17 protein-coding genes and 1 riboswitch are annotated in these 16582 nt (G+C 45.1%); of the genes, 13 read left to right on the forward strand and 4 right to left on the reverse strand.

Annotated elements, in window-relative coordinates; all coding sequences use genetic code 11:
- Positions 1-17 precede the first annotated feature (17 nt).
- The 7 genes from lolA (at position 18) to B9T10_RS07765 (ending at position 6388) form a co-directional block, all read left to right on the forward strand.
- Entirely contained in the window at positions 18-635 is a 618-nt protein-coding gene (lolA, locus tag B9T10_RS07735; RefSeq protein WP_094538208.1) for an outer membrane lipoprotein periplasmic chaperone LolA, read from the forward strand.
- A complete protein-coding gene (locus B9T10_RS07740; protein ID WP_094538209.1) occupies positions 622-1938 on the forward strand; it encodes a replication-associated recombination protein A in 1317 nt (438 codons plus the stop codon). Before lolA ends, B9T10_RS07740 begins: the two co-directional genes overlap by 14 nt.
- 40 nt (positions 1939-1978) lie before the next feature.
- Positions 1979-2086: riboswitch (TPP riboswitch) on the forward strand.
- A gap of 21 nt (positions 2087-2107) precedes the next feature.
- Positions 2108-2740 (forward strand): thiamine phosphate synthase, encoded by a 633-nt coding sequence (locus B9T10_RS07745; protein WP_094538210.1) that lies wholly within the window; start codon positions 2108-2110, stop codon positions 2738-2740.
- Entirely contained in the window at positions 2730-2936 is a 207-nt protein-coding gene (gene thiS / locus B9T10_RS07750) for a sulfur carrier protein ThiS (protein WP_094538211.1), read from the forward strand. Before B9T10_RS07745 ends, thiS begins: the two co-directional genes overlap by 11 nt.
- A 2-nt stretch (positions 2937-2938) precedes the next feature.
- On the forward strand, positions 2939-3706 hold the full coding sequence (locus B9T10_RS07755) for a thiazole synthase (protein WP_018122865.1): 768 nt from the start codon (positions 2939-2941) through the stop codon (positions 3704-3706).
- On the forward strand, positions 3706-4734 hold the full coding sequence (locus B9T10_RS07760) for a ThiF family adenylyltransferase (protein WP_094538212.1): 1029 nt from the start codon (positions 3706-3708) through the stop codon (positions 4732-4734). The genes B9T10_RS07755 and B9T10_RS07760 overlap by 1 nt, the downstream gene beginning before the upstream one ends.
- Positions 4735-4909: 175 nt before the next feature.
- A complete protein-coding gene (locus tag B9T10_RS07765; protein ID WP_008316631.1) occupies positions 4910-6388 on the forward strand; it encodes a DASS family sodium-coupled anion symporter in 1479 nt (492 codons plus the stop codon).
- A gap of 36 nt (positions 6389-6424) precedes the next feature.
- Here the strand turns inward: B9T10_RS07765 and prpR are convergent, their stop codons facing one another.
- The gene (gene prpR / locus B9T10_RS07770) at positions 6425-8053 is read right to left on the reverse strand and encodes a propionate catabolism operon regulatory protein PrpR (RefSeq protein ID WP_094538213.1); all 1629 of its coding nucleotides are present in this window, start codon (positions 8051-8053) and stop codon (positions 6425-6427) included.
- Positions 8054-8288: 235 nt separating this feature from the next.
- Here prpR and prpB point away from each other — a divergent pair, with 235 nt between their 5' ends.
- From prpB to B9T10_RS07795, 5 genes are all read left to right on the forward strand, one after another.
- A complete protein-coding gene (gene prpB / locus B9T10_RS07775) occupies positions 8289-9176 on the forward strand; it encodes a methylisocitrate lyase (RefSeq protein WP_094538214.1) in 888 nt (295 codons plus the stop codon).
- Between the two features lie 34 nt (positions 9177-9210).
- Complete coding sequence (gene prpC / locus B9T10_RS07780) at positions 9211-10371, forward strand: bifunctional 2-methylcitrate synthase/citrate synthase (protein ID WP_008316637.1); 1161 nt, start codon at positions 9211-9213, stop codon at positions 10369-10371.
- Between the two features lie 49 nt (positions 10372-10420).
- Positions 10421-11848: a bifunctional 2-methylcitrate dehydratase/aconitate hydratase gene (locus tag B9T10_RS07785; protein WP_094538215.1), complete on the forward strand. Its 1428-nt coding sequence runs from the start codon at positions 10421-10423 to the stop codon at positions 11846-11848.
- A gap of 100 nt (positions 11849-11948) precedes the next feature.
- A complete protein-coding gene (locus tag B9T10_RS07790; RefSeq protein WP_008316639.1) occupies positions 11949-12965 on the forward strand; it encodes a mechanosensitive ion channel family protein in 1017 nt (338 codons plus the stop codon).
- A 169-nt stretch (positions 12966-13134) separates the two neighbouring features.
- Complete coding sequence (locus B9T10_RS07795; RefSeq protein ID WP_094538216.1) at positions 13135-14151, forward strand: PTS sugar transporter subunit IIC; 1017 nt, start codon at positions 13135-13137, stop codon at positions 14149-14151.
- Here B9T10_RS07795 and B9T10_RS07800 read toward each other — a convergent pair.
- Together B9T10_RS07800 and B9T10_RS07805 are read right to left on the reverse strand one after the other, a co-directional pair.
- Positions 14131-14802 carry an alpha/beta hydrolase gene (locus tag B9T10_RS07800; protein WP_094538217.1) on the reverse strand — a complete coding sequence of 224 codons (672 nt, stop codon included), beginning with the start codon at positions 14800-14802 and terminating at the stop codon, positions 14131-14133. The two genes, B9T10_RS07795 and B9T10_RS07800, sit on opposite strands and share 21 nt — an antisense overlap.
- A 72-nt stretch (positions 14803-14874) precedes the next feature.
- Positions 14875-15171, reverse strand: coding sequence for an HAD family hydrolase (locus B9T10_RS07805; protein WP_063503152.1), 297 nt, complete (start codon positions 15169-15171; stop codon positions 14875-14877).
- A 197-nt stretch (positions 15172-15368) separates the two neighbouring features.
- Between B9T10_RS07805 and B9T10_RS07810 the strand changes: the two genes are divergently transcribed.
- Complete coding sequence (locus B9T10_RS07810; protein ID WP_094538218.1) at positions 15369-16070, forward strand: fumarylacetoacetate hydrolase family protein; 702 nt, start codon at positions 15369-15371, stop codon at positions 16068-16070.
- A 63-nt stretch (positions 16071-16133) separates the two neighbouring features.
- On the opposite strand, the gene B9T10_RS07815 is transcribed toward B9T10_RS07810, so the two are convergent.
- Positions 16134-16445 (reverse strand): hypothetical protein, encoded by a 312-nt coding sequence (locus tag B9T10_RS07815; protein ID WP_008316645.1) that lies wholly within the window; start codon positions 16443-16445, stop codon positions 16134-16136.
- Positions 16446-16582: the final 137 nt, after the last annotated feature.

Consider the following 16582-nt stretch of genomic DNA (forward strand, 5'->3'; position numbering starts at 1 on the left):
CAATTGTAGGAGGCGGTATGTTAAAAACAGTGAGTCTATGGTCGATTTTAACGGCATCTTTAGTGGTGCCAAGCTTGGCAAATGAAGCTTTTGTGGTGAGGTATTTCAATGATCTGACATCATTGCAGGCGGATTTTGAACAGACGGTGACGCAACAAAAAAATAAAGAGATCTCCGATGGTATTTTGCAAATTCGTAAAAAAAATGGCCGCGATGCCACGGCAGGTTTTTATTTTAATTACACATCGCCTTTTGAACAAAAGATCATCAGCAATGGGCAAAAGCTTTGGCATTATGATGTGGATTTAGAGCAAGTGGTGATTAAAAACTTGGCCATTTTTGAGCAAGATTCCCCAATGTTCATGATCTTTAATGATCAACCGTTAAATGCACAATTTGCCATTAAAACCCTTAAAAATGAGCAAAAATACCGCCTAACGCCTAAGAAAAAAGGTGATGTTGAATTCATCGAAATTGAATTTAAGCGCGGCAATATCAGCAATGTGTATGCAAAACAAGCCAACGGTACATTGAGTTTGACGCTCTCTGATGTGGTGATCAATCAAACCATCAATCCGAATGTGTTCACATTAAAGGTGCCAAAAGGCGTGGATGTGATCGATGAGACAAAATGATCTTTTCAGTGCACAAGGTGATGATTTTGCGCCTTTAGCCGATCGCTTACGTCCGCAATCTTTAGAAGATGTGGTGGGGCAGCGCCATTTGATTGGGAAAGATAAACCGCTGACTTTAGCCCTCAATGCCACAAAACCCCATTCCATGATCTTTTGGGGGCCGCCCGGCGTTGGCAAAACCACATTGGCGCGCTTATTGGCGCATGCTTATGATTGCCAATTCATTGCATTATCTGCGGTGTTTTCAGGCGTCAAAGAGATTCGGGAAGCCATCGAAACGGCGAAAAATTATCAGTTGCAAGGCAAACAAACGATTTTATTCATCGATGAGATTCATCGCTTTAATAAAAGTCAGCAGGATGCCTTATTGCCTTACATTGAATCTGGTTTGGTGGTGTTTGTGGGGGCAACCACAGAAAACCCCTCCTTTGAGATCAATCGTGCCTTATTATCACGCGCCACGGTTTATCCCTTAAAACCGATCGATGCAGAGGCATTAACTTTACTCGTTGAGCGCGTATTAACGCAGCATTATCCACACATTCAATTGGCAGAAGATGCTGCGGTGCAGCTTGTCACCTATGCAGATGGAGATGCACGCCGTTTACTCAATCGTTTAGAGCAGGTGCTCAATATCGCCGAATCAGAAGGCGTTCATCAGGTGACGACAGCGTTTTTGGGTAAAGTGCTCACCGTACAGCCAAAAGCTATGGATAAAGGCGGCGATCAGTTTTATGATTTGATTTCAGCGCTCCATAAATCGGTGCGTGGCTCTGATCCGGATGCCGCATTGTATTGGTTCATGCGCATGTTAGAAGGTGGCGCAGATCCTCGTTATTTAGCGCGCAGGATTGTGCGCATCGCTTGGGAAGACATCGGCATTGCCGATCCACGGGCGATGCAAATTGCCAATGATGCAGCCACAACATATGAGCGCTTAGGTTCGCCAGAAGGGGAGCTCGCCCTTGGCACGGCGCTTGTGTATTTAGCCTGTGCCGCTAAGTCAAATGCTGCTTACAATGCCTTTAATCAAGCGCGCGCCTTTGTGCGTCAAGATCAATCCCGTGAAGTGCCGCTGCATTTACGCAATGCACCCACACAATTGATGGCGGATATGGATTATGGCAAAGCGTATCGTTATGCGCACAATGAGCCTTATGCCTATGCAGCGGGGGAGAAATATTTCCCAGATGATCTACCAGATCAACAATGGTATCAACCCACAGATCGCGGCTTAGAGCGAAAAATCCAAGAGAAATTGGCATTTTTAGCAGAGCTTGATCAATCCGCACGGACTGAATAAACTAAATTTGCCAATTCAATGGGCATTCTCTATACTTTCTCCATTCCACTAGAGGTGCTGTTGTGAACAGCTGAGATTGAAGTAAACTTCGGGACTCTTATGACCTGATCTAGTTAATACTAGCGGAGGCAAGTGATTTGGGCACAGCACAACTCCGCAATGGAGAAATATGTTTCAAATTCATGCTGTGACAGCGAATCAAGCGCAATCCATTGAGCAATTAAGCGAGCACATTGTGGCGCTCTTGCCCTATGTGGATTATGTACAGATTCGTGAAAAATCTCGATCCCCCAAAGCGATTGTCGCTTTGATCGATCGGATTGCTCAGCATGCGTCAACGCATCAACTCATCCTCAATGATCGCACAGACATTGCTTTGGCAATGGGCATCGAACGCGTGCATTTAACAGAATCTAGCTTACCGTTAGCGGTGTTAAAAAATGCATTTCCGTCGGTGCAATTTGGGCGATCCTTTCACAATGGCGCGCAAATTCGTGCGCAATTGCCTGAGTATGCGTATGGATACATTGGACACATTTTTCAAACGCGCTTAAAAACAGATCCGCCCCTTGGCTTAGCAGGCTTAACCGCCATCGCAAAAGAAAAGCGGGCAGGCACATTGATCGCCATTGGCGGCATTGATGAGGCAAACATTGCAAGCATCGCACCGATTGTGGATGGCGTTGCTGTGATGTCAGGATTGTTTGAGCGTTCCATTGCACAAAGCATTGCCCATGCAAAATCCCTCAAATTGTTGGCAGAGCAGGCCATTATTGACGCAAGGAGAACCTGTGGAAATTAGTGTGAATGGTGAAGTGATGACAGTGCCCGCGGACGTGACAACAGTGGCTACGTTGATCGATCGATTGGACATTGCACATCGTAAATATTTTATTATAGAAAAAAATCGCGAAGTGGTGATGAAAGAGGACTATGCCACAGAACCCGTCCGCGCGAATGACTGCTTTGAGATTGTCCATTTTGTTGGTGGAGGCTAACGATGACATTAAAAATTGGGGATTTTGAATTCCAATCACGCCTATTTTTAGGCACAGGGAAATATCGCACATTTGAAGAACAAAAAGGTGCAGTTGAAGCGAGTGACACAGAAGTCTTAACCTTTGCGGTGCGCCGCATGGATATTTTTGATGCCAATCAGCCCAATTTATTGGAGCAATTGGATTTAACCAAATATAAATTATTGCCAAATACGGCAGGTGCAAGCACCGCAGAAGAGGCAGTGCGCACCGCTAAATTGGCAAAAGCCTCTGGCTTATGCGACATGATTAAAGTTGAGATCATCGGTTGCCCAAAAACATTGTTGCCTGATCCTGTGGAAACCCTCAAAGCCACAGAAATGTTGTTAGAAGAGGGCATGACGGTGTTGGTGTATACATCGGATGATGTGGTGCTTGCCCGTAAACTTCAGGAACTGGGTTGCCATGCCATCATGCCGGGTGCATCCCCCATTGGCACAGGTTTAGGCATTGTGAACCCATATAATTTAAGTTACATCATTGAGGATGCCAAAGTGCCCGTGATTGTGGATGCAGGCTTAGGCTCACCGCGTGATGTGGCAATGGCGATGGAATTGGGCGCAGATGGTGTATTACTCAACAGCGCCGTTGCTTATGCCCAAGATCCGATTAAAATGAGCCGCGCGATGAGCATGGCATGTGTGGCAGGTCGCTTAGGTTTTGAAGCAAAACGCATGCCGAAAAAACTCACCGCGACAGCGAGTAGCCCATTGACAGGATTGATCGGCTAATGAGCATTGATCCCCGATATCACCGCCTTGCACGCTTTGCGCGCATTCAAACAGCGGGCGTTGAGCGCCTCAATCAAGCAACGGTTGTCATCATCGGTTGCGGTGCTTTAGGTGCGCAGCATGCTGAAACATTAACGCGAAGCGGCATCGGGCATGTGATATTGGTGGATCGCGACTTTGTCGAATTGAGCAATTTGCAGCGTCAAACCCTCTTTACAGAGGCGGACGCTGCAGCTGCTTTACCGAAAGTGGTGGCATTAAAACAGCATTTGACGGCCATTAACCACACAACACGCATCACCACGCATTTGGTGGATGTGTCGAGCGACAATATTGTTGATCTGATTAAAGGCGCGGATTTGGTGCTTGATGGCACGGACAATTTGGCGCTTCGCATGATCATCAATGATGCGTGTTATCAGCAAAACATTCCGTGGATTTTTGGTTCAGCACTCGAAAGCTATGGCATGAGCCACAATTTTAATGTGCCTCATCGACAGGATTTACCATGCCTTCGCTGCATTTTAGGCGCGATTCCTTTAGAAAGTGGCGATACATGTAGCTCTGTGGGCGTCATTCAGCCGATTTTACAATTGATTTCCAGCATTCAAACCACAGAAGCCATTAAATTCTTTGTCGAGCCTAGCGCCATGCGTGAAACTTTATGGACGATGGATCTATGGTCATCACATTCTCAAGCAATTAATCTTACAAAATTCAAACAAAAACAGTGCCCAACCTGTGGTGAAAACCCAACCTATCCAGCTTTAATGCATGTTCAACGTGAGGCGCAGCGCTTGTGTGGTGATGGCTCTGTGATGATCCGTGAAATGCAGCCCTTAGATTTAGCTGCCCTAGAAAAAATATTAATCAAGCAGGGCATTGCTCATCGATTTAACGAGTATTTTTTAAACATCGAAGGGGACAATCGCATCATTCTTTTTAAGGATGGGCGCGCAATTGTCTATGGTACGCATGATGTGGATGAAGCTTTAGCGCGATATCAAAATCTCATCAATTTAATCTAGTCATTGATTGATTTCATCAACCCTTTACAAGCTGAGTGTATCTGTTATGGTGATGCCTAATCAGGCAGCATTTGGCCCTTTTTTGAGGCGGATCATTCGATGAGTGATCCCATTTGTCAGAGAGGGCTGAGCCATGATATGAATAATTCTATCATCAAAAAAAGAAGGGATGACTATGAAGAATACTCAGCTAGCCCCCATAAAACCGATACCAGCTCTGGTTGCGGTTGCTTTAACATTAATCATTTGGTTCATCATTCCAACGCCTGAAGGCGTCAGTGAGAATGCATGGCAATTGTTGGCGCTCTTTGTGGGGACGATTGCAGCCATCATTGGCAAAGCATTGCCCATTGGTGCGATCTCCATCATCTCCATCAGTTTGGTGGCGATTACAGGTGTCACCAATCCCGGCAACCCCAAAGCTGCGCTTGGCGATGCGTTAAGCGGCTTTTCTAATGAGCTGATCTGGTTGATCGGGATCTCCATCATGATCTCTATGAGCTTAACGAAAACGGGCTTAGGTGCACGCATTGGTTACTTCTTAATTTCGTTATTTGGTAAGCGCACCGTGGGGATTGCGTATGCCCTTGCGTTTGCAGAGACGATTTTAGCACCAGTGACACCAAGTAATACAGCGCGAGGCGGTGGCATTATTCACCCCATCATGCGCTCGATTGCCACAAGCTTTGGCTCAAAGCCTGAGCGTGGTTCTACTGAAAAAATTGGGCGTTATTTAGCACTTGTGAACTATAACACCAACCCGATTACATCCGCGATGTTCATCACGGCAACGGCGCCAAACCCCTTAATTGTGGCGTTGATTTATGAAGGCACTGATCCTAGTTTTCATTTAACGTGGGGCATGTGGGCGGTGGCTGCATTTGTACCGGGCATTATTTCCCTTTTGGTGATGCCGTGGGTGGTGTATCTCATCTGTCCGCCAGAAATTAAGAAAACGCCTGATGCGCCAAACTTTGCGAAAGAACAATTGAAAGAGTTGGGGCCATTATCATTGCCTGAAAAAATTACGTTGGGCGTGTTTGGTCTTTTACTTTTCATGTGGGCAGGCGTGCCAGCCATGATCTTTGGGGCAGCATTTACCATCAGCCCAACAACTGCGGCATTCATCGGCTTATCCATTTTATTGATCACGGGCGTATTAGAGTGGAATGAAGTGCTCGGCAATAAAGGTGCATGGGATACGGTTGTGTGGTTCTCTGCTTTGGTGATGATGGCAGGCTTCTTAGGTAAATTGGGCTTAGTCTCGTGGTTAGCGGTGACGGTTGGTAATGGCATTGATGACTTTGGCTTTAACTGGATTCTTGGCATGCTGATTTTAGTGTTGGTGTATGTTTACTCACACTACTTCTTTGCGAGCACAACCGCGCACATCACTGCGATGTTTGCAGCTTTCTTAGCAGCAGGGATTGCCCTTGGCGCGCCACAAATGTTATTGGCATTAACTTTGGCATTCTCATCATCTTTAATGATGTCTTTAACTCACTATGGTACAGGCACCGCACCCATCATTTATGGTTCAGGTTATACAACCTTGGGCGAATGGTGGAAAGTGGGCTTTGCCACCAGTGTGGTGAACTTAGCGATTTGGTTCTACATTGGTGGGCTTTGGTGGAAAATGTTGGGTTATTGGTAATCGAGCGAATCAAAAAGCAGCCTCTGGGCTGCTTTTTTATGCATGATTGTTAAGGGCTTTCATCTTACGCCATAAGGTGGTGCGGCTGATGCCAAGGTAATTGGCCACGGCCTGTTTATCGCCTTTAAAGTATTTTAATAAGGCGGCAAGATCCGGCTCTTCGCTGATTAAGGGTGGATCTGTGAGAATACTTGGCTCATCATAATGAATGTGGCGCTCATCTGAGAGATCAAGAATCATGCGATTGTTCGGCACTTGATTGGGGTTGGCTTTTAGGTAGAGGGCAATGCGCTCGGTGATGTTGCGCAGCTCGCGGATATTGCCCGGCCAATGATAATTGAGGAGCGCTTCGTCACACTTTGGCAATGCGGCCAAATATTCATGACGAATGGGTAAATTCAACGAAGTGAGCGCCTGTTTTAATAGAGTTTCTGCCAATAAAATGATGTCGCGCCCACGTTTACGAAGGGGTGGATTGAAGATTCTGAGCACACTTAAACGATAAAAGAGATCTAGCCTAAATTTCCCTGCTTTAACCCATTCATCGAGCTTAGCGTGCGTGGCGGCGATGATTTTGACATCCACAGGAATCGGGTGATAACCGCCGACGCGCACAATGCTCTTTTCTTCCAATACGCGCAACAGGCGATTTTGTAGCGATAATGGCATTTCTCCAATTTCATCTAAAAAGAGTGTGCCATTGTTGGCCACTTCAAATACACCGGCTTTTCCACCGCGAAGTGAGCCCGTAAAAGCGCCTTCCTCATAACCAAAGAGCTCGGACTCTAAAAGGGATTCAGGAATGGCGCTACAGTTAATCGCCACAAAGGGGCGCTTTTGCTGCCCAGTTTTATGCTGAAAGTGCGCGGTATATTCATGGTGAATGGCATGGGCAATGAGCTCTTTACCTGTGCCGCTTTCACCTTGAATGAGGGTGGGGGCTTTGGTTTTTGAGTAGAGCAAAACCGCTGCGCGCACGCGCTCAATCTCGGGAGAAAATCCTTTGATGTCTCCCACATGATATTTGGCATCTAACGATAATTTCGTTTCATTGAGTCTGTTTTTGCGTAGATGAATCGACTGCTTGGCAATTTTGATGGCATGGCGAAAGGCTTCGCGGATGGTTTCTGTGGAATAGAGAAAAACGGAGGGAATGCCAGCGGCATTTGCCATTTCCGTGATTAAGCCTGCGCCCACAATGACGCCAATGCCTTTGCGTTTAAGCTCATTGATGGCAGCTTTGGCATCATCGCGTGTGATGTAGATGCGCTCTTCGATCAGGATATTAAACGCTTGTTTGAATTTTTCTAACGCAGGTAAGGGTTTACGATAATTGATGATGCCAATCTTTGGGCTGATTTCTCGCGCTGTCGCTAGGGCATGCATCACATCAAATCCACTTTCGCGCACATTGATGACGGGAATCGATAGGCGATCTTTTAAATAAGCGCCATTAGAACCTGCGGAAATAATGGCATCACAGTGATGCTCTTTTGTAGCGGATCTGATGTATTGTACAGCTTCTTCAAAGCTTTGTTTTATTGGGGTTATTTCAGCAATTTCAGAAAATTCATTGCTCATTTCTTGGAAAGTTTCATACAAATGTGTGATGGAAACCGTCCAAATAATCGGTTTTTCAGTGGTGGTTTTGGTAGGCATGGTCATTTGTTCCAATATTGTTTCATTTTATTCATTTGTTGCATAGAAATGATAAAAATGCAACATTTTGAAATGCATGAATTATTTTCATGACCTCAGTTTTTAAAATTTAACCTTAGCATAAACAGATAGATAGGAAAAATAATTACAAAAAGACTACAAAAAATAAAAGTTGGCACGCTAATTGCTCTATCACTGATAGCGGTTGCATCAATACAGTTATCAAATAAAGGAGTGAAGTATGGCAGTCAATTCTCAAGGCAAACGTTTTAAAGAGGCGTTAGCGGTGGAATCACCATTACAGTTGGTGGGCGTGATCAATGCGAATCATGCACTATTGGCACAGCAATCTGGCTTTAAAAGCATTTATTTATCCGGTGGCGGCGTATCGGCGGGTTCACTGGGCGTACCGGATTTAGGGATTGCCACTTTGCACGATTTTTTAGTGGACATCGAGCGCATCACAAATGTGTGTGATCTCCCTTTAATTGCAGACGCTGACAGCGGTCTTGGCACCACAGCATTAAACATTGCGCGTACAGTCAAATCGTTCATTAAAGCAGGTGCCGCCGGTCTTCATTTAGAAGATCAAGTGACCGCAAAACGCTGTGGCCATCGTCCGAATAAAGAGATCGTCTCAACTTCGGAAATGGTTGATCGCATCAAAGCTGCAGTTGATGCAAAGACTGATCCTGATTTTGTGATCATCGCAAGAACCGATGCATTAGCGGTGGAAGGTTTAGAGAATACTTTAGAGCGCGCCCATGCCTACATTGAAGCTGGGGCCGATGTGCTCTTTCCAGAGGCGGTGACTGAGTTGTCAATGTACAAGCAATTTGTGGATAAAACCCGCGTACCGGTGCTTGCGAACTTAACGGAATTCGGTAAAACGCCACTGTTTACATTAGATGAATTACGCAGTGTAGAGGTTGCGATTGCTCTTTATCCATTGTCGGCATTTCGTGCCATGAATAAAGCTGCATTGAACGTCTATCAAACACTTCGTGAGAAGGGCACGCAACAAAGCGTGGTGGACACCATGCAAACGCGTGAAGAGTTATATCAGAGCATTAATTATTACCAATATGAAGATTATTTAGATTCGTTGTTCTCATCGCAGAAAAAATAAAGAGCGCGATGTTCAATCTTAGGAGGAGAATATCATGAGTAAAGTATTAGAGGTTATTGCACCAAGTTTTAGGCCCAAAAAATCCGTTGCCTTATCTGGCATGATCGCCGGTTCCACAGGATTGTGCACCGTCGGCATCAACGGCAATGAATTGCATTACCGCGGATATGACATTTTGGATTTAGCCGAACATTGTGAGTTTGAAGAGGTCGCTTATCTTCTCATTCATGGTAAGTTACCCACACAAAATGAACTCAATTTATATAAAAAGAAATTGAAGGCATTGCGTGGTTTACCAAAGGCTGTGCAAAAAGCCTTAGAAACTTTACCTGCCTCCTCCCATCCGATGGATGTATTAAGAACGGGCGTCTCTTTGATGGGCTGCATTTTGCCAGAGAAGGATAATCAAGATTGCGCTGCGGCGAAAGACATTGCCGATCGCTTAATGGCGTCGCTCGGTTCAATGTTGGTGTATTGGTATCACTATAGCCACAATGGTGTGCGCATTGAGCTTGAAACAGATGAAGATTCATTAGGTGGCCATTTCTTGTATTTATTGCATGGTCACAAGCCTTCGCCTGAACATGTCAAAGCGATGCACATCTCATTGATTTTATATGCAGAGCATGAGTTCAATGCATCGACCTTCACAAGCCGCGTGATCGCAGGGACGGGATCGGATATGTATTCTGCGATCTCTGGCGCCATCGGTGCTTTACGTGGGCCAAAACATGGTGGGGCGAATGAAGTTTCTTTTGAAATTCAGCAGCGCTATGACTCACCCGATGAAGCAGAAGCTGACATCGCTGCCCGCGTCGCACGCAAAGAGATCATCATTGGCTTTGGTCATCCTGTGTACACGATTGCAGATCCTCGCAACATCGTGATCAAAAAAGTGGCGCATGATTTATCGATGGAAGCAGGTTCTATGAAGATGTTCAACATTGCTGAACGTTTAGAAGAGTTCATGCAGCGTGAGAAAAATATGTTCCCGAACTTAGACTGGTTCTCTGCGGTGTCTTATCACATGATGGGCGTGCCAACGGCGATGTTTACGCCATTGTTTGCCATTGCGCGTTCTGCAGGCTGGGCAGCACACATCATTGAGCAACGCAAAGATAACAAAATTATTCGTCCATCTGCCCATTACAACGGCCCTGAGCCGATGGAGTTTGTATTCATTAACGAGCGTTAAGGGCATGCAAACATTCATTCACACAAAATTTAGAAAATAGGGAAGTACAATGCAAAAATTTGATCAAGTTTTAGTGGACATCGTCGATTACGTCACCAATTATGAAATTCAATCGCCCTTGGCGTATCAAACGGCTCATTACTGTTTGTTAGATACTTTAGGCTGTGGATTAGAGGCATTAGATTATCCGGCATGTACAAAATTGATGGGGCCCATTGTTCCAGGCACTGTGGTGCCAAATGGTGCAAAAGTACCGGGCACACAATTTCAGTTAGATCCTGTGCAAGCGGCGTTTAACATTGGCGCCATGATCCGCTGGCTCGATTTTAATGACACATGGTTAGCGGCAGAATGGGGTCATCCTTCTGATAACTTAGGCGGTATTTTAGCAGTGGCCGATTGGCTCTCTCGCGTAGCAATTGCCAATGGTAAAGCGCCTTTAACCATGAAAGCAGTCTTAACGGGCATGATCAAAGCACACGAAATTCAAGGCTGCATTGCCCTTGAAAACTCCTTTAACAAAGTGGGCTTAGATCACGTGATTTTAGTGAAAGTGGCATCCACCGCAGTGGTTGCACAAATGCTGGATTTAACCCGTGAAGAGATTTTAAATGCAGTGTCCTTAGCATGGGTTGATGGGCAATCCTTAAGAACATATCGCCATGCGCCAAATACAGGTTCTCGTAAATCATGGGCAGCCGGTGACGCAACATCTCGCGCCGTTCGCTTAGCATTGATGGCGAAAAAAGGCGAAATGGGTTATCCCTCTGTATTGACGGCGAAAACTTGGGGCTTTTATGATGTCTCGTTTAAAGGTCAAGCATTCAAATTCCAGCGCCCTTATGGCAGCTATGTGATGGAAAATGTGCTCTTTAAGATCTCATTCCCAGCGGAATTCCACTCACAAACGGCTGTAGAAGCTGCGATGACCTTAAAAGGCACATTAGATGCCATGGGCAAAACCTATGAGGACATCGAGAAAATCACCATTCGCACACATGAAGCATGCATTCGCATCATTGATAAGAAAGGTCCATTGAATAACCCAGCGGATCGTGATCACTGCATTCAATACATGGTGGCAGTGCCATTGATTTATGGTCGCTTAACGGCTGCGGATTATGAAGACATAATTGCGAAAAATCCTGCCATTGATGCTTTACGTGACAAAATGGAATGTGTGGAAGATCCGCAATTTACCGCAGATTACCATGATCCTGAAAAGCGCTCGATCGCCAATGCTTTGACCGTTACTTTCAAAGATGGCACGGTGTTAGATGAAGTGGTGGTGGAATACCCCATTGGCCACAAGCGCCGCAGAACCGATGGCATTCCATTGCTCATCGAAAAATTCAAAGTGAATTTAGCGCGCCGCTTCCCTGAGAAACAACAAAACACCATTCTTGATGCATCGCTTGATTTAGATAAAATCTTAGAGATTCCTGTCAATGAATATGTGGATCTTTATGTAATCTAATCTCTCCATAACAATAAATTTGATTCCAGTCCTTTGCCCGCGCTATGCGGGCTTTTTTTCTGTAAAATGGCGGGATAATTTCATAACAGAAGGATAAACCATGATCACAGAAACATTATTAATGAAATATGCTGTGGGGGGCGGGATCATTTGCGTGGGCTTAGTGGCCTATTTGATCAGTGCATTTTGTGGCCGCCGCTTTAAAGACAGTAAAAAAGGGATCATCTCTCGTTTATTACAATCGGCAATTTTATGCGGCGTGGTGCTGATCATCTCTCAATATGTGCAATTTGCGCTCGTGGATTTTAAATTACATTTCATTTCGGCAGCGACTGTACAGTTGATCGCTGTTTTTTGGCTGGTGTTGATCATCACCAATCGTTTATTTAAAGTGATGAACCGCTTAGAAAAAGCCCAAGTGCGTAAACATGGTGATCCAACTTCTGCCCGTATCATTAATCGCGTGTTAAAAATCATCATTTTCGGCATCATCGTGTTGATGTTTGGTGAGCATTTTGGCTTAAGTTTATCAGGCTTATTGGCATTTGGTGGGATCGGTGGGATCGCCATTGGTATGGCGGGTAAAGACATTTTAAGTAACTTCTTTTCCGGCATCATGCTCTATTTTGATCGTCCCTTTAATATTGGTGATTGGGTGAGCTCGCCGGATCGTCAGATCGAAGGCACCGTGGTGGAAGTGGGTTGGCGCATCACTAAAATCATGACGTTTGATCACCGTCCTTTGTATGTCCCAAATGCTGTATTTTCCGCCATCAGTGTGGAAAACCCTGGGCGCATGACCAATCGACGCATCAAAACTGAGCTTGGTTTGCGTTATGATGATGCCGATAAGGTGGGCGACATTGTCAATGACATTCGCACCATGTTGCAGCAGCATCCTAAAATTGATGCCACACAAACATTATTGGTGTATTTCAATGAGTTTGCGGACTCTTCGTTAAACATCATGATTTATTGCTTTACTAAAACCACTGTATGGGCGGAGTGGTTAGAAGCGCAGCAAGAAGTCTATTTAGAGATGATCAGCATCGTGCATAAACATGGTGCAGATTTTGCCTTCCCAACACAAACGTTGTACATGCAAAAATCTGCATAAATTTGATGACTGTATTTTTAATCCTGCCTTCTGGCGGGATTTTTTATGGTTCAATTGTTTTATGTATTAAACAATTTTTAATAAGATATTATCTTGAATTTTATATATTAAATGTTAGAGTATTTTTCCAAGCGATTTTGCTTATCTTTTATGCATTTTGGAGGAGATCATGTTGGAGTGGATGAAGCGAAAAGGGGTGCTATGGTCTGCGCGCACTTATTTCGTGGATGCCTTGAGTTATATGGCGCTGGGTCTGTTTTCATCGTTGTTGATTGGGCTCATCATTAAAACGATTGGCACGCAGCTTGGCATTGACTTATTTGTAGAGCTTGGCACTTTTGCGATGGATGGTAAAGTTGTGGGTGCGGCGATTGGCGTTGCGGTGGCCTATGCACTTAAAGCGCCACCATTATTGTTGTTCAGTGCCATTTTTGTGGGGGCAATGGGCAATCAAGTGGGCGGTGTGGCGGGCAGCTATTTTGCAGTTTTGGTGACCGTTGAGTTCGTTAAACTTCTTTATCAAACCACTAAACTGGATATCTTAGTGGTGCCGTTTAGCATGATTTTGATGGGCTATGGCAGTGCACAATTGATCGGCTTACCCATTCAAGAATTGATGAGTTATTTAGGCGACACCATCAATTGGGCAACGATGCAGCATCCACTCATCATGTCCATGATTGTGGCCACCATTATGGGGCTTGCGCTCACGGCGCCCATTTCAAGTGCTGCACTCTCATTTATGCTTGGGTTAGAAGGCGTTGCTGCTGGTGCTGCAGTGATTGGTTGCTCTGCACAAATGGTGGGCTTTGCTGCCATCAGTTATCGGGAAAATGGTTTTTCGGGGGCGGTTGCGCAAGGTATTGGCACCTCGATGTTGCAAATTGGCAACATTGTGAAAAACCCATGGATTTTAGTACCGCCAACGCTTGCAGGGCTCATTTGTGCGCCGATTGCCATTGTGGGCTTTGAGATGCTGAACAACAAAGCAGGCGCGGGCATGGGCACCAGCGGCTTTGTGGGGCAATTCATGGCATTTGAAACCATGGGATTTTCTGTACACACCGCAAGTTTAGTGTTGGTGTTTCACATCATTTTGCCTGTTGTATTGAGCCTTGGCATCGCGATGTTGATGCGTCAAAAAGGACTCATCAACACAGGGGATTTAACCCTTACTTTGCGTTAATTGTTTAGACAGCCATTGGCCAATTTGTTGAATTTCAGCTTCTGAAGCTTCATGGCGCATCGGGTAGGTGTGCCATGCGGCATTGACGCCAAGATTTTCCAGTCCATCTTTGGCCGCTTTCCCATATTCAATCGGAACCACAGGATCGAGCGTGCCATGCAGATGAATGCTCGGAATATTTTTCTGAATCTCGGTTAAGGGTTGATCAGAACTTGTGGGGAAGTAGGTGGACAGTGCTAAAACGCCGCCAAGGGGTAAATTCTCATGCACATAAGCTGTGTGTAAAACGACAGCACCTCCTTGGGAAAATCCTGCCAAAAAGATGCGATCCATGGCAATGCCTTGATTGACTGCTTCATCAATCAGTGCACGAATTGTACGTGCAGCTGCATCGAGCTCTTCAACTTTGACGGTGCGTGGATGCGTTAAATCAATCAAGTCATACCAAGCGGGCATGACATAGCCGTCGTTGAGTGTCACCGGTAAATCCGGTGCTTGGGGCAAAATGTAACGGGTTGAAGGTGTATAACGATCTTGCAAATAATGGGCAACCGGTGCAAAGTCCTGTTGAGAGGCGCCAAGACCGTGGAGCCAGATCACTGCTGAGTCAGCAGTGATGGGCGAATCAATGATTAATGGGGCTTTTGCCATGGTGAATGCTCCTAGAGGAATCATACAAAAAAAGAGGATGATGCGGCGATAGAATCTCATGGCATCAGACCATTAGTCTACACGCATGCTCATTTGTGTGAAGACGATGTTCATGCGGCGAATGTTTTCTGCGGTGGGTTCTGCGCCATATTGTGTGCGCCATGAATTCACAATGCTAGGGAGGGATAATAAATACTGCACGCGACCTGAAAAAGGCAATGCCATTGAGCCGTGCGCTTGTTCTGAGGTTAATTTGATGTTAAAGGCTTCGAAGAGTTCAACGAGGATGTTCATCATTTCAGTGTATTTATGGTTCACATTTTCACCTTGATGGTTGATGGCAGTTGTGCTGCTAAGAGTGTGTTGCATTGAGGCTTCCTGAGTAATCTCGCATAGATGATAGAGAGTGTTGATAATAAGATCAAAGGGTTGAATTGACCGTCAACGGTTATAATGATAGTACAAAAATGAAAAAGTGGCGATTTTTTATCAAAAAATGATAGTGCGTGCGAAATGTGCCGCATCATTATATGATGCAGAATCACCATAAAAATTAGGAGGATTCTATGTTTGCTGAATACATTTTCCCACCCCACAGCGTGGTGGCTTTACCCATTAAAAAATATCAATTAACGATGCCCATTCATCGCATTTTTTGTGTGGGGCGCAATTATCTTGCCCATGCCAATGAGATGGGCAGCTCTGTGGATAAAGCGACACAAGAGCCCTTTTATTTTCTAAAGCATCCAAGCCATTATGCGCCAAGCGGCAGCACGATTCCTTATCCATCGCGCACACAGAATTTTCATCATGAGATGGAACTTGCCGTCATCATCGGGAAAGAGGGCGCGAACATTCCTGTCGAAGAGGCAAAACATTATATTTTTGGTTATGCATGTGCGCTAGATATGACGCGCCGTGATCTACAAGCACAAATGAAAGAGCGCCGCCTCTCTTGGGACATTGCCAAGGATTTTGAAAATGGCGCCATTATCTCAGAAGTGGTGCCAATTGCTGAGTGCGGTGAATTGACAAGCGGCAAGATTGAGTTGTCCGTCAATGGTGAGGTGAAGCAATCTTCTGATTTAGCACAAATGATCTGGTCAGTGGATGAGATCATTGCCCATTTATCCACGCTTTATACGTTAATGCCGGGCGATGTTATTATGACTGGCACGCCAGAAGGTGTGGGCGCTGTGGTGGCTGGAGATGAATTGACAGGGCACATTGATGGCATTGGCGACATTACGCTGAAAATTGCGGAATGATATTTGAGTGATGAGTAAAAAGGCAGAACATTTGTTCTGCCTTTTCTTTTGATGAGGGTGAGATTAATCTGCCGAATGCATCGCGCGTAGATACTCTTCTTCATTGAGGCAGCCTTTTTTCGTCACGGCAAAACGATCAAAGTTTAAAATGCCCATGTCTTTTGCCTCAGCACGATCTAAACAGCCATCGCCGTTTTTATCTGCTTGCGCAAAAGTGTCGATTTGAAAATTTGGCTCCACTGTTCTGTACTGTACATCAATCACTTCTGTGCCGTCTTTGGTGTCTTTGACGGTAAAAATGGTTTCCACAGATTGGGCGTGCGCAATTGCAGATGCCATCAATAAGGTTAAGCTCAATAGGATGGTTTTTTTCATTCAATGCCTCCTTAAAATTTTCTAATGGATCTTTAATGTAAACGATTTTTGGGTGTAAACCAAGATGGGCATGATCACAAGCTTTGCCGAACCATCTATTTAGTTTTTGTCATATCACTTTCCATACTCACGCCTTC

It is taken from the genome of Wohlfahrtiimonas chitiniclastica, from assembly GCF_002252325.1.
In the GTDB taxonomy this organism is placed as follows: domain Bacteria; phylum Pseudomonadota; class Gammaproteobacteria; order Cardiobacteriales; family Wohlfahrtiimonadaceae; genus Wohlfahrtiimonas; species Wohlfahrtiimonas chitiniclastica.

Coding starts and splice junctions, on each gene's coding strand:
- B9T10_RS07805 (WP_063503152.1), bottom strand. CDS start 15,171: ATGCAACACACTCTTAGCAGCACAACTGCCATCAACCATCAAGGTGAA.
- lolA (WP_094538208.1), top strand. CDS start 18: ATGTTAAAAACAGTGAGTCTATGGTCGATTTTAACGGCATCTTTAGTG.
- B9T10_RS07745 (WP_094538210.1), top strand. CDS start 2,108: ATGTTTCAAATTCATGCTGTGACAGCGAATCAAGCGCAATCCATTGAG.
- prpR (WP_094538213.1), bottom strand. CDS start 8,053: ATGACCATGCCTACCAAAACCACCACTGAAAAACCGATTATTTGGACG.
- B9T10_RS07815 (WP_008316645.1), bottom strand. CDS start 16,445: ATGAAAAAAACCATCCTATTGAGCTTAACCTTATTGATGGCATCTGCA.
- B9T10_RS07810 (WP_094538218.1), top strand. CDS start 15,369: ATGTTTGCTGAATACATTTTCCCACCCCACAGCGTGGTGGCTTTACCC.
- B9T10_RS07765 (WP_008316631.1), top strand. CDS start 4,910: ATGAAGAATACTCAGCTAGCCCCCATAAAACCGATACCAGCTCTGGTT.
- B9T10_RS07785 (WP_094538215.1), top strand. CDS start 10,421: ATGCAAAAATTTGATCAAGTTTTAGTGGACATCGTCGATTACGTCACC.
- B9T10_RS07740 (WP_094538209.1), top strand. CDS start 622: ATGAGACAAAATGATCTTTTCAGTGCACAAGGTGATGATTTTGCGCCT.
- B9T10_RS07760 (WP_094538212.1), top strand. CDS start 3,706: ATGAGCATTGATCCCCGATATCACCGCCTTGCACGCTTTGCGCGCATT.
- B9T10_RS07755 (WP_018122865.1), top strand. CDS start 2,939: ATGACATTAAAAATTGGGGATTTTGAATTCCAATCACGCCTATTTTTA.
- prpC (WP_008316637.1), top strand. CDS start 9,211: ATGAGTAAAGTATTAGAGGTTATTGCACCAAGTTTTAGGCCCAAAAAA.
- B9T10_RS07800 (WP_094538217.1), bottom strand. CDS start 14,802: ATGGCAAAAGCCCCATTAATCATTGATTCGCCCATCACTGCTGACTCA.
- prpB (WP_094538214.1), top strand. CDS start 8,289: ATGGCAGTCAATTCTCAAGGCAAACGTTTTAAAGAGGCGTTAGCGGTG.
- B9T10_RS07795 (WP_094538216.1), top strand. CDS start 13,135: ATGTTGGAGTGGATGAAGCGAAAAGGGGTGCTATGGTCTGCGCGCACT.
- B9T10_RS07790 (WP_008316639.1), top strand. CDS start 11,949: ATGATCACAGAAACATTATTAATGAAATATGCTGTGGGGGGCGGGATC.